Annotated in this window: 20 protein-coding genes; 15 read left to right on the top strand and 5 right to left on the bottom strand. The window is 59.6% G+C overall.

Features of this window, described 5'->3' with window-relative positions; genetic code table 11:
• Positions 1 to 44 precede the first annotated feature (44 nt).
• The gene (locus ACA043_RS21585; protein ID WP_187677786.1) at positions 45 to 650 is read left to right on the top strand and encodes a DUF4823 domain-containing protein; all 606 of its coding nucleotides are present in this window, start codon (positions 45 to 47) and stop codon (positions 648 to 650) included.
• Between the two features lie 15 nt (positions 651 to 665).
• The gene (locus tag ACA043_RS21580) at positions 666 to 1,226 is read left to right on the top strand and encodes a DUF1285 domain-containing protein (protein ID WP_187677785.1); all 561 of its coding nucleotides are present in this window, start codon (positions 666 to 668) and stop codon (positions 1,224 to 1,226) included.
• 65 nt (positions 1,227 to 1,291) lie between these two features.
• Here the strand turns inward: ACA043_RS21580 and ACA043_RS21575 are convergent, their stop codons facing one another.
• Complete coding sequence (locus ACA043_RS21575; protein ID WP_497657778.1) at positions 1,292 to 2,263, bottom strand: IS110 family RNA-guided transposase; 972 nt, start codon at positions 2,261 to 2,263, stop codon at positions 1,292 to 1,294.
• Between the two features lie 331 nt (positions 2,264 to 2,594).
• Between ACA043_RS21575 and ACA043_RS21570 the strand changes: the two genes are divergently transcribed.
• The 10 genes from ACA043_RS21570 to ACA043_RS21525 all read left to right on the top strand — a co-directional run bounded on the left by ACA043_RS21570 (position 2,595) and on the right by ACA043_RS21525 (position 13,569).
• Complete coding sequence (locus ACA043_RS21570) at positions 2,595 to 3,311, top strand: FadR/GntR family transcriptional regulator (protein WP_187677784.1); 717 nt, start codon at positions 2,595 to 2,597, stop codon at positions 3,309 to 3,311.
• Between the two features lie 36 nt (positions 3,312 to 3,347).
• Positions 3,348 to 4,223, top strand: a complete 876-nt coding sequence (locus ACA043_RS21565) for an SMP-30/gluconolactonase/LRE family protein (RefSeq protein ID WP_497657895.1) — start codon at positions 3,348 to 3,350, stop codon at positions 4,221 to 4,223.
• 270 nt (positions 4,224 to 4,493) lie between these two features.
• Positions 4,494 to 5,312, top strand: a complete 819-nt coding sequence (locus ACA043_RS21560; protein WP_497657894.1) for an SDR family oxidoreductase — start codon at positions 4,494 to 4,496, stop codon at positions 5,310 to 5,312.
• A 144-nt stretch (positions 5,313 to 5,456) separates the two neighbouring features.
• Positions 5,457 to 6,461 carry a substrate-binding domain-containing protein gene (locus tag ACA043_RS21555; RefSeq protein ID WP_497657893.1) on the top strand — a complete coding sequence of 335 codons (1,005 nt, stop codon included), beginning with the start codon at positions 5,457 to 5,459 and terminating at the stop codon, positions 6,459 to 6,461.
• 70 nt (positions 6,462 to 6,531) lie between these two features.
• Complete coding sequence (gene araG / locus ACA043_RS21550; RefSeq protein WP_497657892.1) at positions 6,532 to 8,076, top strand: L-arabinose ABC transporter ATP-binding protein AraG; 1,545 nt, start codon at positions 6,532 to 6,534, stop codon at positions 8,074 to 8,076.
• 12 nt (positions 8,077 to 8,088) lie between these two features.
• The gene (gene araH / locus ACA043_RS21545; RefSeq protein WP_497657891.1) at positions 8,089 to 9,057 is read left to right on the top strand and encodes an L-arabinose ABC transporter permease AraH; all 969 of its coding nucleotides are present in this window, start codon (positions 8,089 to 8,091) and stop codon (positions 9,055 to 9,057) included.
• Between the two features lie 246 nt (positions 9,058 to 9,303).
• Entirely contained in the window at positions 9,304 to 10,017 is a 714-nt protein-coding gene (locus tag ACA043_RS21540) for a GntR family transcriptional regulator (protein WP_497657890.1), read from the top strand.
• Positions 10,014 to 11,012 (top strand): ADP-ribosylglycohydrolase family protein, encoded by a 999-nt coding sequence (locus ACA043_RS21535; protein ID WP_497657889.1) that lies wholly within the window; start codon positions 10,014 to 10,016, stop codon positions 11,010 to 11,012. The genes ACA043_RS21540 and ACA043_RS21535 overlap by 4 nt, the downstream gene beginning before the upstream one ends.
• Positions 11,013 to 11,180: 168 nt before the next feature.
• Complete coding sequence (locus ACA043_RS21530) at positions 11,181 to 12,647, top strand: purine-cytosine permease family protein (RefSeq protein WP_497657888.1); 1,467 nt, start codon at positions 11,181 to 11,183, stop codon at positions 12,645 to 12,647.
• Positions 12,640 to 13,569, top strand: a complete 930-nt coding sequence (locus ACA043_RS21525) for a PfkB family carbohydrate kinase (RefSeq protein WP_497657887.1) — start codon at positions 12,640 to 12,642, stop codon at positions 13,567 to 13,569. Before ACA043_RS21530 ends, ACA043_RS21525 begins: the two co-directional genes overlap by 8 nt.
• A 101-nt stretch (positions 13,570 to 13,670) precedes the next feature.
• On the opposite strand, the gene ACA043_RS21520 is transcribed toward ACA043_RS21525, so the two are convergent.
• The 4 genes from ACA043_RS21520 to ACA043_RS21505 all read right to left on the bottom strand — a co-directional run bounded on the left by ACA043_RS21520 (position 13,671) and on the right by ACA043_RS21505 (position 16,351).
• Positions 13,671 to 13,925 carry a hypothetical protein gene (locus ACA043_RS21520; protein ID WP_123453211.1) on the bottom strand — a complete coding sequence of 85 codons (255 nt, stop codon included), beginning with the start codon at positions 13,923 to 13,925 and terminating at the stop codon, positions 13,671 to 13,673.
• A gap of 44 nt (positions 13,926 to 13,969) precedes the next feature.
• The gene (locus ACA043_RS21515; protein WP_187677775.1) at positions 13,970 to 14,308 is read right to left on the bottom strand and encodes a hypothetical protein; all 339 of its coding nucleotides are present in this window, start codon (positions 14,306 to 14,308) and stop codon (positions 13,970 to 13,972) included.
• Positions 14,309 to 14,390: 82 nt separating this feature from the next.
• Positions 14,391 to 15,587, bottom strand: coding sequence for an MFS transporter (locus tag ACA043_RS21510; RefSeq protein ID WP_497657886.1), 1,197 nt, complete (start codon positions 15,585 to 15,587; stop codon positions 14,391 to 14,393).
• Between the two features lie 110 nt (positions 15,588 to 15,697).
• The gene (locus ACA043_RS21505; protein ID WP_497657885.1) at positions 15,698 to 16,351 is read right to left on the bottom strand and encodes an HD domain-containing protein; all 654 of its coding nucleotides are present in this window, start codon (positions 16,349 to 16,351) and stop codon (positions 15,698 to 15,700) included.
• Positions 16,352 to 16,461: 110 nt separating this feature from the next.
• On the opposite strand from ACA043_RS21505, the gene ACA043_RS21500 reads away from it, so the two are divergent.
• From ACA043_RS21500 to ACA043_RS21490, 3 genes are all read left to right on the top strand, one after another.
• Positions 16,462 to 16,941 (top strand): GNAT family N-acetyltransferase, encoded by a 480-nt coding sequence (locus tag ACA043_RS21500; protein WP_064588662.1) that lies wholly within the window; start codon positions 16,462 to 16,464, stop codon positions 16,939 to 16,941.
• A gap of 160 nt (positions 16,942 to 17,101) precedes the next feature.
• The gene (locus ACA043_RS21495) at positions 17,102 to 17,764 is read left to right on the top strand and encodes a hypothetical protein (RefSeq protein WP_497657884.1); all 663 of its coding nucleotides are present in this window, start codon (positions 17,102 to 17,104) and stop codon (positions 17,762 to 17,764) included.
• Complete coding sequence (locus ACA043_RS21490) at positions 17,761 to 18,255, top strand: PAAR domain-containing protein (RefSeq protein ID WP_401270825.1); 495 nt, start codon at positions 17,761 to 17,763, stop codon at positions 18,253 to 18,255. Before ACA043_RS21495 ends, ACA043_RS21490 begins: the two co-directional genes overlap by 4 nt.
• Positions 18,256 to 18,257: the final 2 nt, after the last annotated feature.

Raw genomic sequence — 18,257 nt, 5'->3', positions numbered from 1 at the left:
CGGCCATTCGCCGGTTTTCCGTCACCGGCTTCTGGAGGATGAGGATGCGTAGCCTGGTTTTGCTGCTGGCCGTTTTGGCGCTTGGCGGCTGCATGAATGTCAGCGATATGGCCGAAGGCACTCGCTACCACATGAGCGACGCGGGGCTGCTGGATCACAGCGACAGCCGCCGCGTGAACAACTTCCGCATTCAGCCGGACTCGTTCATCTACATCGCTCAGGGCGCCTTTGCACCACCGGGTGGTTCGTATCCGCGACCGAACGTAGTGGCAGAGGAAGCCTTCAAGGGTTTTGTCGAGTATTTCCCGATGGTCCGTCGCGCGCGCGCGCCCGAAGGCCTTGATCAGGCAATGGGTGAAGCCCGCGATGCGGGGGCTCATTACCTGCTGTACACGCGTTTCGCCAAGGCCGACGACCGCATTGGTAACTCCGATGAATGGCTTGATCAGGAATACGTGGATCGCCTCGGCATCGATGGCGGCGTGATTCAGATCATGTTGATCGAGACCAGCACCCAGTATTTGATTGATACTGCACGTATCAAGAGTCGTGGCGGTTTACTGACGTTCCACGACAACAAACCCGAAGACCTGATCGGCCCTCCGCTTGCTCAATATGCACGCAGCCTGTTGGGGGTCGGCGACCAATAAGCCAAGGAGTACGCCATGAGTGGCCCGCAAAAAGCCAATGACCTGTTGGGACAGATCCCCAAAACCAAAGGCCTGCCGCCGGTGCACTTGTGGAATCCGGACTTCTGCGGCGACATCGACATGCGCATCGCCCGAGACGGCACCTGGTATTACCTGGGCACGCCGATCGGGCGCAAGCCGATGGTCAAATTGTTCTCCACGATCATCCGCCGCGACGGCGATGATTATTTCCTGATTACCCCGGTCGAAAAGGTCGGGATCAAAGTCGACGACGCGCCGTTTGTAGCGATTGCCGTGGAGGTTGAAGGCGAGGGCGAGGCGCAGGTGCTGCGTTTTACCACCAACGTCGACGAAACCGCCGAGGCGGGGCCCGAGCATCCGATCCGCGTCGAGATTGATCCCGCCACGCAAGAGCCTGCGCCATACGTGCATGTGCGCACCAACCTCGAAGCGCTGATCCACCGCAATGTGTTCTACCAATTGGTGGAGTTAGCGGTCAGTCGCGAAATCGATGGCCAGCGCTGGCTTGGGGTTTGGAGCAGCGGTGAGTTCTTCCGCATCGGCCTCGAGCCCTAAAAGATCGCAGCCTTCGGCAGCTCCTACATTTGGAATGCAATCTCCTGTAGATACCGTCTTGCCCCTCATCGGGCAAGGGCAATTTTCGGGTCAAATGGCTGGCCCGATTTAAGAACGGCGTAGACAAAATGTAGGAGTTTGCGCATCGCTGCACAGATGATTTGCTTGGGGGCCTTGCCGTTGGCCTTCAAGCGGTCCTTCATGGCGATGATTGCCTTGTTGTGCTTCAGTGCAACCAACCCAGGCATGTATAGACCCGCCCGAACGCGAGCCGATCCGATCCTCGAAATCACTGTTCTGCCTTTGAATTTTCCCGAGTCCTGCAGCTTTGGGTTCAACCCGGCGGCAGCGACCAGCTTGCGAGGGTCGTCATATTTACGCAGGTCGCCCAACTCGGCCAGCAGCCGCTCAAGGGTTTTCTGGCCGATACCGTCGATGGTCACGATCAAGTCGCGCATTTGGCGCATGTCTGGATCATCGTCGATGTGTTTTTTGATTGATTTGTGAGTTTCAACGATCTCTTTCTCGATGTGACGCAGCACAGAGTTGATCGAGTCTTTGACCTTTTCGTCGGATACATCCAGGCGATTGAGCTCCATTTGCTCCATTTCCTGAAGGTCATCCAAGCGACGTACCATCGCCTTTAGCTGACGATATTTCAGCGGCTCTGGAGCCCAAAGCTGAAGCTTTTCAGCCTTTTCCCGAGCAAAGTCAGCGATCAATTTGGCGTCGCTTTTGTCGGTTTTGATCCGGCGCAGCTCGCTGTCGGCGTAAGCGTGGGTCGTAGCCGGATTGACGACGCAGACCCGGTAACCCTTGTTGTAGACGAACTCGGCAAGTTCCAGGTGATAAACGCTGGTGGCTTCCATCACGATCAGAGCTGTAGGCTCGACCTGCTTGTTCAGCCAGGCGTCAAACTCTTTGAAACCTTTTGAGTCGTTAGCCAGTTTGGCCTTGGTTTTGTGCTTGCCGTTTGGCAGGTGAGTGGCGATATCAAAGGTATTTTTAGCGACATCGACGCCGACGAAATTGGACATGACCGTTTCTCCATTAATCCGTTTTCGATCATCACTGCACTCTGTCCAACCTTGCGAATGCGGGCTCTCGCCAGAGACGGGCCCAAGATACCGTTCGAACTATACGAGTGAGTGTGGAGGGCTGGAGCACGATCTACATCACAGGCAAAAAGCCTAAGGAGCTGCACGGCTTCCAAGTCCCTCCCTCGATGATCAGTCGAGAACTATCGCTCCTGACGGAGCGATAGTCGAGATACAAGGAGCTGCCGAAGGCTGCGATCTTTTTTGTCGTTGACACTCAATCGTATGATGATTAGCGTAGGCACCCATCGCGATCCGCTTTGAGGTGTTCATGTCCAGCAGCTTTCATGCGTCAACGGTCGACTGGCTCGGCAGTTGGATCGCCGCTGGCCAGGTGAAACCTGGGCAGACCATCAAGGTCGAGGCCGATCTGGGCGAACAGCTCGGGGTTAGCCGCACGGTCATCCGCGAAGCCATCAAAACCCTCGTCGCCAAAGGCATGCTTGAAGTCGGGCCGAAAGTCGGTACTCGCGTCTTGCCGGTGCGGCGCTGGAATCTGTTCGATCCGCAAGTCGTCGGTTGGCTGTCGCGCAACGGCCTGCCGGAAAACTTCGTTGATGACCTGCTTGATTTGCGCCGCACCATCGAACCCATGGCCGTGCGCTGGGCTTGCGAGCGAGCGACCCTCGAACAGATCGAGGCGGTGCAACTGGCCTATAACGCGCTGGAGCGGGCGGTCGACAGCAGCAAGGATTACAACCGCGCCGACCAGACGTTCCACGAATGCATTCTCGCTGCCAGCCACAATCAGTTCATCGAACAAATGGTTCCGGCCCTGGGCGCCTTGCTTGCGGTGTCGTTCGAAGTCTCCGCCGCCGACCCCGATGAACTGCGTCGCACCTTGCCGATCCACAAAGACATGGCCGACGCCATCGCCGCTCGCGATTCCGCGCGGGGCGTATGGGCCTGCATGACGCTGATCGACAATGCGGACCTGGCGATCAAACGCTTTTACCCCAAAGTCATGGCTGACAAAAAAGCCGGCTAAATACCCACACACTAAAAACAACAAAGAAGGATCGCCATGACCTGGACCGCACTGACCCAACACCGCGCCAAACTCGGCGAAGGCCCGTTCTGGGACGCACCAACGCAAGCGCTGTACTGGGTCGATATTGCTGGCAAGCAAGCCCTGCGCCTGATCGGCCAGAACGTGCAGATCTGGCAAATGCCCGAGCATGTGTCGGCGTTCATTCCTTGTACCAGCGGTGATGCGCTGGTGACTCTGAGCAGTGGCGTCTATCGCCTCGATCTCGATTCTCCGGGACTCGACCCGCGCCTGACCCTGTTCTGCGTTGCTGATCCGCAACCCGGCAACCGCGCCAACGAAGCTCGCTGTGATGCACTGGGCCGGTTATGGCTCAGCACCATGCAAAACAACATCGGCGAGCAGGGCGAAGACCTGCCGATCATCCGCCGCTCGGGTGGACTGTTCCGTATTGATCCGGATAAACGCGTCACGCCGCTGCTGCGCGGTTTGGGGATTCCCAACACGCTGCTGTGGAGCGACGACGGCAGCACGCTGCTGTTCGGTGACAGCCTCGACAGCACGCTTTATCGCTATTTCGTTCACACCGACGGCAATCTTGACACCGCTTACATCTGGTACGGCCCCGATCAACAGGGCGGTCCGGACGGTTCGGCGATGGATAGTGAAGGCTATGTGTGGAACGCGCGTTGGGATGGCAGTTGCCTGTTGCGCCTGACGCCTGAAGGCAAAGTCGATCGCAAGATTGATTTGCCGATCAGCCGACCCACCAGTTGCGTATTCGGCGGCGAAGATCTGAAAACCCTGTACATCACCAGCGCCCACAGCCCGCTCAACCATCCATTGGACGGCGCCGTGCTGTCATTGCGGGTCGATGTCGCAGGAAAGCTCTGTACGCGTTTTGCGAGCTAGATCCCAAAATATGGGATGTAAAATTATATATTGAGATTATTTGCTGGTCGGGTTTATAGTCGGCTCCAGCAGTAACACGCACTCACACTTAAAAAGAACAAAACAGGTGAAGTGATGCAGCGAATTTCTATCGCACTCCTCAACGGAGTCGGCGTCTCGCAACAGCTCAATGCTGTCATCGGCGCCTGCCTGTTTTGTTTCAAACGCTTTCCAGACCGGACATCGTCAGATGCCCGGTTTTTTTGCGCTTGCGAACAGGAGTCCTGATTCATGGCTGAACCTCTTTCCCTGCCGCCGGTGCCCGCACCGCCCAAGGGTGAGCGCCTGAAAAACAAAGTCGTGCTGCTGACCGGCGCTGCCCAAGGCATCGGTGAAGCCATCGTCGCGGCCTTCGCCTCGCAGCAAGCGAAACTGCTGATCAGCGATCTTCAAGTCGAGAAGGTCGAGAAGGTTGCCGCCCACTGGCGCGAGCAGGGCGCGGACGTGCAGGCGCTCAAGGCAGATGTGTCGCGCCAGAAGGATCTCCACGCCATGGCCAGACTCGCTGTCGAACGGCATGGGCGCATCGACGTGTTGGTCAACTGCGCTGGGGTCAACGTGTTCCGTGATCCGCTGCAGATGAGCGAAGAAGACTGGCATCGCTGTTTCGCCATTGATCTGGACGGCGCCTGGTACGGTTGCAAAGCGGTATTGCCGCAGATGATCGAGCAGGGCGTCGGCAGCATCATCAACATCGCCTCGACCCATTCTTCACACATCATTCCCGGCTGCTTCCCGTACCCGGTGGCCAAGCACGGCCTGCTCGGTCTGACCCGTGCGCTGGGCATCGAATACGCGGCCAAGGGCATTCGCGTCAATGCCATCGCGCCCGGCTACATCGAAACCCAACTCAACGTTGATTACTGGAACGGTTTCGCCGACCCGCACGCCGAGCGTCAGCGCGCCTTCGATCTGCATCCGCCGAAACGCATTGGCCAGCCGCTGGAAGTGGCGATGACGGCAGTATTTCTGGCCAGTGACGAAGCACCTTTTATCAACGCTTCATGCATCACCATTGATGGTGGTCGCTCGGTGATGTACCACGACTGAGCGAACGGGTTTCAGGCGGATAAGTCCGCTTGAAATCCAATCATCATACGATATGACTATTTTCGACAGGCTTTGCAGTAACACGCTTCAAACGCATTAACGCTTTTCAAATATTGCTCAAAAAAAATAACAAGGAGTCAGCTTATGAAACGTCGTTTCGGGATTCGTACCCTGTGCACTACCGCGCTGGCGGTCAGCGCATTCAGCCTGAGCAGTGCGCTGCTCGCTGCCGATACCGTGAAAATCGGCTTTCTGGTCAAACAGGCCGAAGAACCGTGGTTCCAGACCGAATGGGCCTTCGCCGAGAAAGCCGCCAAGGACAAGGGTTTTGAACTGATCAAGATCGCCGTGCCGGATGGCGAGAAGACGTTGTCGGCCATCGATAGCCTGGCCGCCAACGGCGCCAAGGGCTTTGTGATTTGCCCTCCGGACGTTTCCCTCGGCCCGGCCATCATGGCTAAAGCCAAACTCAATGACCTCAAAGTGATTGCCGTCGACGATCGTTTCGTCGACGCCAACGGCAAGTTCATGGAAGACGTGCCGTACCTCGGCATGGCCGCGTTCGAAGTCGGTCAGAAGCAGGGCGCCGCGATGGCCGCCGAAGCGAAAAAACGCAATTGGGAATGGAAAGACACCTACGCGGTGGTCAACACCTACAACGAACTCGACACCGGCAAGAAGCGCACCGACGGCTCGGTCAAAGCCCTGGAAGAGGCCGGCATGCCGAAAGACCACATCCTCTTCGCCGCCCTGAAAACCCTCGACGTGCCGGGCAGCATGGACGCGACCAACTCGGCGCTGGTGAAACTGCCGAGTGCGGCGAAGAACCTGATTATCGGCGGCATGAACGACAACACCGTGCTTGGCGGCGTGCGCGCCACCGAAGCCGCCGGGTTTGCTGCGGCCAACGTGATCGGTATCGGCATCAACGGCACCGACGCCATCGGCGAACTGAAAAAGCCCAACAGCGGCTTCTACGGTTCGATGCTGCCGAGCCCGCACATCGAAGGCTACAAGACCGCCGAGATGATGTACGAGTGGGTCACCACCGGCAAAGAGCCACCGAAGTACACCGCTATGGACGACGTCACCCTGATCACCCGCGAGAACTTCAAGCAAGAGCTGGAAAAAATCGGCTTGTGGAACTGACGGCAACGCCGGCCCGGGCAACCGGGCCGTTTGATCAGGCCGTTATGAACACGGCGATGAGGTGGCTTAAATGCACGCGCAAGTACAAACAACACAATACAACGCTGGCGGCAGCCTGCGCTTCAACGGGATCGGCAAAACCTTTCCCGGCGTGAAAGCGCTGGACGGCATCAGCTTCGTCGCCCATCCCGGCCAAGTCCACGCCTTGATGGGCGAGAACGGCGCCGGTAAATCGACCCTGCTGAAAATCCTCGGTGGCGCTTACATCCCCAGCAGCGGCGAGTTGCAGATCGGCGAGCAGACGATGGCGTTTAAATCGACTGCCGACAGCATCGGCAGCGGCGTGGCGGTGATTCACCAGGAACTGCATCTGGTGCCCGAAATGACCGTGGCAGAGAACCTGTTTCTCGGTCACTTGCCCGCCAGTTTCGGCCTGATCAATCGCGGCGTTTTACGTCAGCAAGCCCTGAGCTGCCTCAAAGGCCTGGCTGACGAAATCGATCCGCAGACCAAGGTCGGACGCTTGTCCCTTGGCCAGCGGCAATTGGTGGAAATCGCCAAGGCCCTGTCGCGCGGCGCCCATGTCATCGCCTTCGACGAGCCGACCAGCAGCCTTTCGGCCCGTGAGATCGACCGCTTGATGGCGATCATCGGGCGCTTGCGTGACGAGGGTAAAGTCGTGCTCTACGTCTCGCATCGCATGGAAGAAGTGTTCCGCATTTGCGACGCGGTGACCGTGTTCAAGGACGGTCGCTACGTGCGTACTTTCGAGGACATGAGCCAGTTGACCCACGATCAACTGGTGACCTGCATGGTCGGACGCGACATTCAGGACATCTACGATTATCGCAATCGCCCGCGCGGCGCGGTGGCGCTGAAAGTTGACGGCTTGCTCGGGCCGGGCCTGCGCGAGCCGATCAGTTTCGAGGCGCACAAAGGCGAGATTCTCGGGTTGTTCGGACTGGTCGGGGCAGGGCGCACCGAGCTGTTTCGTTTGCTCAGTGGCCTGGAGCGCAATACCGCCGGACGCCTCGAACTGCGTGGCCACGAGCTGAAGTTACGTTCACCCCGCGATGCGATTGCTGCCGGGATTCTGCTGTGCCCGGAGGATCGTAAAAAGGAAGGGATCATCCCGCTGGCCAGCGTCGCCGAGAACATCAATATCAGCGCCCGTGGCGCGCACTCCGGTCTCGGTTGCCTGTTGCGCGGACTCTGGGAAAAGACCAACGCCGAGAAGCAGATCAAGGCGCTGAAAGTGAAAACGCCCCACGCCGGCCAGCAGATCAAATTCCTTTCCGGTGGCAATCAGCAGAAGGCCATTCTCGGCCGCTGGTTGTCGATGCCAATGAAAGTCCTGCTGCTCGACGAACCGACCCGTGGCATCGACATCGGTGCCAAAGCCGAGATCTACCAGATCATCCATAACCTGGCCGCTGACGGCATTTCGGTGATCGTGGTGTCCAGCGACCTGATGGAAGTGATGGGCATTTCCGACCGCATCCTGGTGCTGTGCGAAGGCGCCCTGCGCGGCGAAGTCAGCCGTGACCAGGCCAATGAATCCAACCTGCTGCAACTGGCTTTGCCACGCCACCGCGCTGACGGCGTGGCGAACTGAGAGGTGACTATGATGACAACCCAGAAAGAAACCCTGCCGACCGAGCGCAAACCTTTGGATATGCGGCGCTTCCTCGATGACTGGGTCATGCTGTTGGCAGCCGTCGGCATCTTCGTGGCCTGCACGCTGCTGATCGACAACTTTCTCTCGCCGCTGAACATGCGTGGCCTTGGCCTGGCGATTTCCACCACCGGGATTGCCGCGTGCACCATGCTGTATTGCCTGGCGTCCGGGCACTTCGACTTGTCGGTAGGCTCGGTGATTGCCTGCGCCGGCGTGGTCGCGGCGGTGGTCATGCGTGACACCAACAGCGTGTTCCTCGGCGTCAGTGCGGCGCTGGCGATGGGGCTGATTGTCGGGCTGATCAACGGCATCGTGATTGCCAAGTTACGGGTCAATGCGTTGATCACCACGTTGGCGACCATGCAGATTGTCCGTGGTCTGGCCTACATTTTTGCCAACGGCAAAGCGGTCGGCGTGTCGCAGGAATCGTTCTTCGTCTTCGGCAATGGCCAGTTGTTCGGCGTGCCGGTGCCGATCCTGATCACCATCGTCTGCTTCCTGTTTTTCGGCTGGTTGCTGAACTACACCACCTACGGGCGCAACACCATGGCCATCGGTGGCAACCAGGAAGCGGCGTTGCTGGCGGGTGTGAACGTTGATCGGACCAAAATCATCATCTTCGCCGTGCATGGCGTGATCGGTGCGTTGGCCGGTGTGATTCTGGCATCGCGCATGACTTCCGGGCAGCCGATGATCGGCCAAGGTTTTGAGCTGACGGTGATCTCGGCTTGCGTGTTGGGCGGGGTGTCGCTGAGCGGCGGGATCGGCATGATTCGGCATGTGATTGCCGGGGTGTTGATTCTGGCGATCATCGAGAATGCGATGAACCTGAAGAATATCGATACGTTTTATCAGTATGTGATTCGTGGGTCGATTTTGTTGTTGGCTGTGGTTATTGACCGTCTGAAACAGCGCTGAGACCAAAAGCCCCTCACCCCAGCCCTCTCCCGGAGGGAGAGGGGGCCGACCGAGGTGTCTTGCGCTCTACATTGACCTGAAGAATCCAGTCGATTGTGGATTCGTTAAAGCACGCTCAGGTCGGCGTATCTCTGAAGCATCCCCCAATCAGTCCCCTCTCCCTCCGGGAGAGGGCTAGGGTGAGGGTGATCACTCCCAAAAAATATCTCTTGCCCACACAACCCCGTTTCGGTTATCACTTTGTACATGATTAGACAGGTACGATTTGACAAGAAACAACGGGTGGTCGACGAACTCGTCCGGCGCATCGAAAGCGGCCTCATGGAGGACGGCTTTCTGTTGCCCGGCGAGCATCAGTTGGCTCAAGAATTCAAGGTCAGCCGTGGCACCTTGCGTGAAGCGCTGGCCGAATTGAAGCGGCGCAAATACATCGCCACGCAAAGCGGGGTCGGCTCCATCGTCACGTTTGACGGTGTTGTGCTCGACCAGCGCAGCGGCTGGGCGCAGGCGCTGGCCGACAGCGGGGCGCTGGTCAATACCGAAGTGTTGCGCCTGGAAGCCGTGACTCGGACTGACTTGCTGTCGCGTTTCGGCACCGACCAATTCATCACCCTCGACCGCCGTCGCCGTTCCAGCGACGGCACGCTGGTGTCCCTCGAACGTTCTTTGATGCCGGCCACCGGCGGCCTGGAAAGCCTGCCGCGAGTCGGTCTGATCGATAATTCCCTGACCATCACCTTGGCCGCCTACGGCTACATCGGCGAGCGTGGCGATCAGTGGATCGGCGCCGAACCGTTGAATGCCGAAGACGCCGAACTGCTCGGCCGTCCCGTCGGCACCGTATTCCTCAAGGCACTGCGTACCACTTACGACCGGCAGAACCGTTTCATGGAGCAGGTCGAAAGCCTGCTCGACCCGGTGCATTTCCGCATGCACCTGCAATTTGGAGAATCAAAATGACCACGCTTAACCGTGCCCTTGGCGCTTTCTATGGCTTGGCCCTCGGTGATGCGCTGGGCATGCCGACGCAATCGCTGAACCGCGAAACGATCAAGGCCCGCTTCGGCCAGATCACCGATCTGCAGGATGCTGGCCCGCTGCAACCGATCGCTGCAAACATGCCCAAAGGCTCGATCACCGACGACACCGAACAGGCGATTCTGGTTGGCGAATTGTTGATCGAAGGCAAGGGCCGGATCGAGCCGGCGATCCTTGCGCAACGGCTGATCGAATGGGAAGCCGAAATGCAGGCCAAGGGCTCGCAGGATTTGCTTGGCCCGTCGACCAAACGCGCTATTGAAATGATCCTCGCCGGGCATTCGCCGGAAGAGGCCGGACGCTACGGCACCACCAACGGCGCGGCGATGCGCATCACCCCGGTGGGGATTGCGGCGGACGTTGCCGATCCCGAGCGCTTTATCGCGGCGGTGGTGCAGGCCTGTCAGGTGACCCACAACACCACGCTGGGGATTTCCAGCGCGGCGGCGGTGGCGGCAGTGGTTTCCGCCGGCATTAATGGCATGGATCTGGGCGAGGCGTTGAACCTCGGTCAGCAGATTGCTCAACAAGCGGAGTCGCACGGGCACTGGGTGGCCGGTGGGCGCATCGCGTCGCGCATCAGTTGGGCACGCAGCATCAGCGTCGACAGCGACAAAGCGTTGCTGGCGGATCTGCTCTACGACGTGATCGGCACTTCGGTGGCGTCGCAGGAGTCGGTGGTGGTGTCGTTCGCGCTGGCGCAGCAAGTGGCCGTCGGTGAGATGAGCGCGTTTGAAGCGTTGTGCATGGCTGCCAGTCTTGGCGGAGACACTGACACCATCGCCGCGATACTCGGGGCAATGCTTGGGGCCTGCCTTGGTCTTGAGAGTTGGCCTGCGCCGATGATCGAGACGGTGAAAACCGTCAATGCTCTTGAGCTGGAACCGTTGGTGCAAGGACTCCTTACTCTGCGCTGAGCACCCCCTGTGTAGGAGCTGCCGGAGGCTGCGATCTTTTGATCTTCAACAGTCTTCAGCCCGCCACAAAATCAAGGTCAAAAGATCGCAGCCTGCGGCAGCTCCTACAGGGGATGTGCAGGTTATTGAATTGCCCATAAACACAAAAAAGGCAACAGGAGCACTTTCATGAGTTCATCAAACGTCGGGCAAAGCGCCGGGCAACTGGAAACCCGCGGCATCGAGCCGGTCCCGGAAGCCGAGTGCAACGGGCATCCGCTGCAACTGTTCTGGGTCTGGTTTGCGGCTAACATTTCCATTCTCGGCCTGCCGCTGGGTGCCACGCTGGTTGCGTTTCGCGGCTTGGCGATCTGGCAGGCGATCATCGTCGCGATCATCGGCGCTGCCGGTTCGTTTGCGGTGGTCGGGATCATCTCCATCGCTGGCCGTCGAGGTCGAGCGCCGAGCCTGACCCTGTCGCGAGCGATCTTCGGTGTGCGGGGCAACATCGGCCCGACGCTGGTCTCGCTGATGTCGCGGCTGGGCTGGGAAACCGTCAACACCACCACCGCCGCGTTCGTCTTGTTGTCGCTGTGCTCGATCCTGTTCGGCTCGCCGGTTGAAGCGAAAAGTGCGCCGGTGCTGACGCTGATCTTCATCGCGATTTTCGTCCTGCTGACCCTGTCAGTCTCTGGCCTCGGCCATGCCACGTTGCTGGTAATCCAGAAGTGGGCGACCTACGTGTTCGGCGCGTTGAACATTCTGGTCGGCGGCTTCCTCTGCGCGACCATCGACTGGAGCGCGGTGTTCAACGCTACACCTGCGCCGATGAGCGCAATGATCATCGGCATCGGCACCATGGCCGCCGGCACCGGTATCGGCTGGGCCAACGCGGGCGCCGACATGTCGCGCTATCAACATCGCAGCGTCAAAGCCGCGCGTCTGGTGGCCTCGGCGGCGTTCGGCGCCGGCATTCCGCTGGTGCTGCTGATCACCCTCGGCGGCCTGCTCTCGGTGGGCAACAACGACCTCGCGTCGGCGACTGACCCGATCGTGGCGATCCGCGACATGCTGCCGACCTGGATGGCCGTGCCATACCTGATCACCGCGTTCGGTGGTCTGCTGCTGTCGAATAACCTCTCGGTGTACTCCGCCGGTTTGACCACGCTGACCCTCGGCCTGAAGGTCAAACGCGTCTACGCGGTGGTGGTCGATATCGTTGCGATCTTTGCCGGTTCGATCTACTTCATGTTGATCGCCGACAGCTTTTACGGCCCGTTTATCACTTTCATTTCCTTGCTGGCGGTGCCGATCACGGCGTGGGTCGGGATCTTCGTGGTCGACTTGATTCACCGTCACTACTACAGCCCGACAGACTTGCTCGACGTCAGCCCGAGCAGCGCTTACTGGTATCGCGGCGGCGTCGAGTGGCGTGCGTTCGGCGCGTGGGCGATTGCTATCGTGCTCGGTTTCAGCTTCACCACCATCGGCACCACCGCGGAAAATGTCTGGTTCAAAGGCTTCCTGTCCGACTCGTGGCTGGGCCACAACGGCCTCGGCTGGATCGTGACGTTCGTGGTCGCCGGTGGCATTTACTTTGTACTGGGCGGGGCGAAAGATCGCCGTGCCGCGCAAACCGAGAATGCTCATGCCTAAGATGTTGCACACCGGCCAGGTCATCATCGACCTGGTCATGGCCGTGGATAAACTGCCACAAATCGGCGGCGACGTGCTGGCGCAGTCCGCCGGTTTCGAGACCGGCGGCGGCTTCAACGTAATGGCTGCGGCAGTGCGTAATGGCCTGCCGGTGGTTTATCTCGGTCGCCATGGCACGGGGCGTTTCGGTGATCTGGCGCGCCAGGCGATGGACGCTGAAGGCATTCACATTGGCATCAGCACGGCGGCACAACGCGACACTGGTTTGTGTGTGGCGTTGACCGATGCGTCGGCCGAGCGCAGTTTCATTTCCTACATCGGCGCTGAAGGTGAGGTGACGGTCGAGGATTTGAACAGCGTCCCCGCCGAAGCCGGGGACTATGTTTACGTCAGCGGTTACAGCCTGTTGCATGAAGGCAAGGCTAAGCCGTTGCTCGACTGGACGCTGGCGTTGCCGGCCACGATCAACGTGGTGTTCGATCCGGGGCCGCTGGTGGAGTCGCCGGATTCACCGTTGATGCAGGCATTGCTGCCGCGCATCGATGTGTGGACCAGCAACAGTGTCGAGGCGTTGCGGTTTACCGGGGCTGAAGACATTGGCGTGGCGCTGGATCGTCTGGCCGAGCATCTGCCTAAGCAGGCGCTGATGGTGGTGCGCGATGGGCCGCAGGGTTGCTGGATTCACCAGCGTGGCGAGCGTCGGCATGTGCCGGGTTTTGCCGTGAAAGCGGTGGACAGCAATGGTGCCGGAGATGCCCATGCGGGAGTATTTGTCGCGGGGTTGGCGCAAGGGTTGTCAGCCCATGAAGCGGCGCGGCGGGCGAATGCGGCGGCGGCACTGGCGGTGACGCGGTGGGGGCCGGCTACATCGCCGGGGAGTGCTGAGGTTGATGCGTTAATCCGCGAATCCTGCGGTGACTGATCCATAGCTATCGCTAGCAGGCTAGCTCCCACATTGCATCTTTGCCAATCACAGGCCCTTGTAGGAGCAGCCTGCGGCGACTCCTACAGGGTCAGACGGTGTCAGCTATCGAGTTTGCGCGCCGCTTCAACCCCGGCGGCACTGAGCTTGATCGGCAGGTGCAATGAATGTTCGCCGGCCTCGTTGCAGGTCACATGACCATGGTGAATCAGTCCACGTTCCTGCAAAGCGGCGAGGGCGCTGGCCACGACTTTCTCGCCCCGGTAATTGTCCAGCACCTCCTTGCCCAGTCCACTCGGGTGAGCGTGCAGCAGGCGGGTGAGGACTTCTTTTTCCAGGTTTTTATCGACGTTCATGGTTACCTCTTCATGGATGTGAATAGGACGCTCGCGTCGGCGAACTACTGCTGACCGGACCCTTCGGAACCCGAGCCACCGGTGGTGGTTTTCGAGCCGACGCCGGGGCCGGCGTTGTCTGGCGTTGCAGGGGAATCCGGGGTGTTCATGCCGCCCTGGCGACCGGGATCACTGCCTTGCGTGCGAGGATCGGTGCCGGTGGCTGGGGGCTGGTTGATCAACGGAACACCCGAGCCATCGGTATTCATGCCGGGGGCACTGTTGATGGCGGGGGCTCGCGGAGGGGTCGGATCTGTAGGGCCGGTACCTGCCGCCGTTGCAGCGAAGGCTGCGGGGCAGAGCAGGGCGGTGAAGACAAGAGCGGTCAACCTTGACGGAATCATAGGGCTTCTCCAGTGATTGGAATCCTTACCTTGTGTTGGTCTGCCCTGGTTTTGGATTGGTGCCTGATGATCGACGAACGGTCTACATCGCCTGTGCGGTTTTGACATTGATCCCGCGCCAGAGTAATCGGCCGAGGGTGATCAACCAGTTCAGCAGCGCGACCGCCAACACCGTGAGTAGCAGCGTCGCCATGCCGTGTTCAACGATGATTTTCCCGGCCAATAATGGAAAGCCAAAAACGCCAACGAAATAGGAAAGACTGAACAGCAGCAACGCCTGCGAAGTCGTGCCATTCGGTGCTTCGTTGGCGGCCAGTCCGTTGATCACCGAATAAGTAAGTCCGTAACCGACACCCAGCATCACCGCCGCCAGCAGATAAGCGAAACCGCTGTGTACGCCGAACGCAAACAGCACAATCGAGCCGAGCATCAGCCCCGACAGCAGACACGACGCACGCAGTGGATCACGCTTGACCACGAAGCCGGCGATCAGCATCCGGCTGCTGATTGCCGCGCTCATGAAGCCGAGAAAGAACAGCGAATAATCCAGCGAGCGGGTAGCGGCATAAGTGGTCTGGAAGCTCGACAGGCCACCGAACACGCAACCGCCGAGACCGACCATGATGATCGGAAACATCGCGCGGGAACCGAGTACTTGAGTGGTCGCTCGCCAAGTGATTCTGGCGGAGGACATGGTTTGGGGGCTTTGCAGGCGAGCACCGAGCCGCCAGAACAACAACACGCCGATCAGGCTCGCCAGTGCCGCCAGATAGAACGCCGACGTCACCGGCAAGCCCAGCGCATTGGCCACCCTTCCGAGCAACGGGCCGCTGCCGATTCCGGTCATCATGCTCCCCGATAGCAAGGCAAAATATTTCGCCCGCTGCGCCGGGGTCACCAGACTGGCGACAATGATCGGCCCCAAGGTGTAAAACACCCCCCAGCCCAACCCCAGCAACAAACCGAAAAACAGCAACAGATGACCGAACCCCGGCGTCATCGCAAAGCCCAGGCTGGCCGCCACCAGCAGCAGACCGAACAACGCAATCGAACGCGCCGCGCCAAGCAGATCCGAGAGGTGCCCGGACACCAGCACTGCCGCAAACGTGCTGAACATCGCCGCAGAAATCACGCTGCCGGCGTCGTGTTCATTGCCGCCGCGCGAGCCGATCAACAACGACAGCAGAAACGTCGAACCGTAGGACAGCGACAGCAGGTAACTGGCGAGGCAGAACAGGCCGAACAGCTTGCCCGACACCTTGGGTGTGGCTTGAGACATTGACGCGTTCCTTGACCGGAGCATTGAGCGTCATCTATCTAACACGCCCGGCGCCAGGCTTAGGTCTGAGCTTGGTGAAGTCAGGATCGTTGCGGGCCGGAGTAATGCGTTCAGGCGATACCAATCTCTTCCTTGAACTGCTCCATGAAGCCTTTCAGGCGTTGATGACGAATCTGCGCCAGGCGCTGGCCGGCGGCGGTCTGGAAACCGTCGGCGAGGTGCAGCAGTTTGGTCTGGAAGTGATCGAGGCAGAACCGTGTGTCGTTGTAATCGCGATGTCTCGCCTCCGGATCCTGTGGGTCGTACAACGCCGATCCCATGCGCCCGGCCACGTAGAAGGTGCGGGCGACGCCGAGCATACCGAGGGAATCGAGACGGTCGGCATCCTGGACGATTTTTGCTTCGAGGGTGATTGGCGTGATGTTGGCGGAAAAGCTGTGGGCTTCGATGGCGTGGGCGACGGTGTTGATTTTGTCTTCGGGCCACTTCAGGTCGGCCAACACTGCCCAGGCTTTTTCCGCTGCCAGGCGCGAGGCTTGCGAGCGCAACGGCGAGTTCTTTTCAATGGCGACGCAATCGTGCAACAGCACCGCCGCCAGCAATACTTCAAGATCCCCGCCTTCCTCGGCCTGCAACGTACGCACGTTGTGCCAGACCCGTTGCAGGTGGGCGAGGTCGTGAGCACCGTCGTCTGAGGGTTCGAGCGCGTGGGGTAGCAGATCTTCCGCAAGAGTCATCAGTGGAGTAAAAGCGCTGGCAGACATAAACACTCTTTCAGTTGAGGTGGGTGTCTGTGGCGAGGGAGCAAGCTCTCTCGCCACAAAAGCAATGGCGCCTTAGTATGGCGCTTTCCATTTTCCAACAAGGCCCGTCCATGACGATCGAGATCCGCCCGGCGACCCCCAGCGATGCTCCACAAATCCTCGCGTTCATCACCGAACTGGCAGATTTCGAAAAAGCCCGCCACGAAGTTATCGCCAGCGTTACCGACATCGAGCGCAGCCTGTTCGGCGAAGGCGCCACCGCCCATGGCCTGATCTGCCTGCGCGACGGCCTGCCCATTGGTTTCGCCGTGTTCTTCTTCAGCTACTCCACCTGGCTCGGCAGCAACTGCCTGTACCTCGAAGACCTCTACATCACCCCCGAGCAACGTGGCGGCGGCGCCGGCAAAACCCTGCTGCGCCATCTGGCAAAAATCGCCTGCGACAACGACTGCGGACGCTTCGAGTGGAGTGTCCTGGAATGGAACACGCCGGCCATCGACTTCTACAAATCCCTCGGTGCCCAGCCGCAGGAAGAATGGGTGAGGTATCGCATGGATGGCAAGGTGTTGCGCGAGTTCGCCGAGGGCTGAACAACAATGATGGCGATCTAGTGCTAATTCGATTGTCGCCAGCCCTCTAGTCCGGCATTCTACGCGCCATTTTTGCGCGCTCACGGACGACACCTGCAATGCCTCTGGCAAAATTTCTCCACGCCCGTGGAGCCTTCGCTGCGTCAATGAGTGACCGGCGATGAGCGGATTACGGGCGTCAATGCGTTTGTATGGCCTGGTGAAAAACTCGGGCTCCAGCGACAACCCCCAGCGTCAACCGGTAGACATCCTCTGCGTCGTCAGTCGCACGGGCGGCAAAGCCATCCGTGCGTTTGTGTCTCGGCTCGACGCCGAGTTGATGGCGCGCAGCGAAGGGCTCGATGCTTATCGCGTGATCCCCCTGCGCAGCTTTGATCCCACAGTGTTTATCGACGTCCAACAAGGCTGGCTGACGCTGCACATTTGCTGCGGCTTCGTTGCCCCGGCCGGGCATTCGTTGCTCAAGGACGGCGCGCTGATGCCGATGGGGTGGTACGTCTACTCCGAGATTGGCCAGTGGACTGCCGAACATCATCTGGACCTCGGCGCGCAAATGGCCGAGTTGCTGCAATCAACCTACGACCTGATTCACCTGCACAATTACAACGCTTGGCTCAACGAACTCGATGACGCCACGCCTGCCGAGCTGGCGTGGTACGTCGATGAAGCCTGGCGACATCTGCCAACCGCTGCATCCCCAGACAGCCGTGAGCATTGCCACGCTCTGTTCGACCCAGTCGACAACCGCTGGCGCTTCGCCGCGACCGACATCGATATCCATCAGCCGCACCCGGAACCTCTGAAGCAAGGAGCTTTGAATTGAGTGGTAAACCCGCCGCACGCGTCACCGACCCGACCGCCTGCCCACTGCCTGGCCATGGCACCAACCCGATCGTCTCCGGCTCGCCGAACGTCTTCTTCGACGGCCTCGCCGCTGCGCGCATGACCGACAAGTCGGCGTGTGGCAGTCCGATTACTGGCGCTGTCTCCGGCACTGTGTTCATCAACGGCCTGAACGCCGCCACACTGGATAGCACCGGCGGGCACGGCAATGTCGTGGTCGGCGGTTCGGGGACTGTGATTATTGGCCAGAGCGGCGGAGGCGCGGCGTTTAGTGGGTTGTTGCCGATGCCGGTGCATTTTAATGATCGGATGCAGATCGTTGATGAAACCAGCGGCGAACCGCTTTCCTATATCGCGTATGTCATCGAGCGGGCGGATGGAACGCTGGAGCGAGGCGTCACCGACGCAGCGGGGCACACCCACACTGTTAGCTCGCATCTCAAAGAAACAATCAAACTGTACGTGGAGTAACA

Source organism: Pseudomonas sp. LBUM1648, assembly GCF_059716145.1.
This window is presented reverse-complemented; position numbering and strand designations above follow the sequence as displayed.

Bases quoted from the DNA above. Each gene is read 5' to 3' on its own strand.
- ACA043_RS21585 (WP_187677786.1), top strand. From the start codon at position 45: ATGCGTAGCCTGGTTTTGCTGCTGGCCGTTTTGGCGCTTGGCGGCTGC.
- ACA043_RS21580 (WP_187677785.1), top strand. From the start codon at position 666: ATGAGTGGCCCGCAAAAAGCCAATGACCTGTTGGGACAGATCCCCAAA.
- ACA043_RS21575 (WP_497657778.1), bottom strand. From the start codon at position 2,263: ATGTCCAATTTCGTCGGCGTCGATGTCGCTAAAAATACCTTTGATATC.
- ACA043_RS21570 (WP_187677784.1), top strand. From the start codon at position 2,595: ATGTCCAGCAGCTTTCATGCGTCAACGGTCGACTGGCTCGGCAGTTGG.
- ACA043_RS21565 (WP_497657895.1), top strand. From the start codon at position 3,348: ATGACCTGGACCGCACTGACCCAACACCGCGCCAAACTCGGCGAAGGC.
- ACA043_RS21560 (WP_497657894.1), top strand. From the start codon at position 4,494: ATGGCTGAACCTCTTTCCCTGCCGCCGGTGCCCGCACCGCCCAAGGGT.
- ACA043_RS21555 (WP_497657893.1), top strand. From the start codon at position 5,457: ATGAAACGTCGTTTCGGGATTCGTACCCTGTGCACTACCGCGCTGGCG.
- araG (WP_497657892.1), top strand. From the start codon at position 6,532: ATGCACGCGCAAGTACAAACAACACAATACAACGCTGGCGGCAGCCTG.
- araH (WP_497657891.1), top strand. From the start codon at position 8,089: ATGACAACCCAGAAAGAAACCCTGCCGACCGAGCGCAAACCTTTGGAT.
- ACA043_RS21540 (WP_497657890.1), top strand. From the start codon at position 9,304: ATGATTAGACAGGTACGATTTGACAAGAAACAACGGGTGGTCGACGAA.
- ACA043_RS21535 (WP_497657889.1), top strand. From the start codon at position 10,014: ATGACCACGCTTAACCGTGCCCTTGGCGCTTTCTATGGCTTGGCCCTC.
- ACA043_RS21530 (WP_497657888.1), top strand. From the start codon at position 11,181: ATGAGTTCATCAAACGTCGGGCAAAGCGCCGGGCAACTGGAAACCCGC.
- ACA043_RS21525 (WP_497657887.1), top strand. From the start codon at position 12,640: ATGCCTAAGATGTTGCACACCGGCCAGGTCATCATCGACCTGGTCATG.
- ACA043_RS21520 (WP_123453211.1), bottom strand. From the start codon at position 13,925: ATGAACGTCGATAAAAACCTGGAAAAAGAAGTCCTCACCCGCCTGCTG.
- ACA043_RS21515 (WP_187677775.1), bottom strand. From the start codon at position 14,308: ATGATTCCGTCAAGGTTGACCGCTCTTGTCTTCACCGCCCTGCTCTGC.
- ACA043_RS21510 (WP_497657886.1), bottom strand. From the start codon at position 15,587: ATGTCTCAAGCCACACCCAAGGTGTCGGGCAAGCTGTTCGGCCTGTTC.
- ACA043_RS21505 (WP_497657885.1), bottom strand. From the start codon at position 16,351: ATGTCTGCCAGCGCTTTTACTCCACTGATGACTCTTGCGGAAGATCTG.
- ACA043_RS21500 (WP_064588662.1), top strand. From the start codon at position 16,462: ATGACGATCGAGATCCGCCCGGCGACCCCCAGCGATGCTCCACAAATC.
- ACA043_RS21495 (WP_497657884.1), top strand. From the start codon at position 17,102: ATGAGCGGATTACGGGCGTCAATGCGTTTGTATGGCCTGGTGAAAAAC.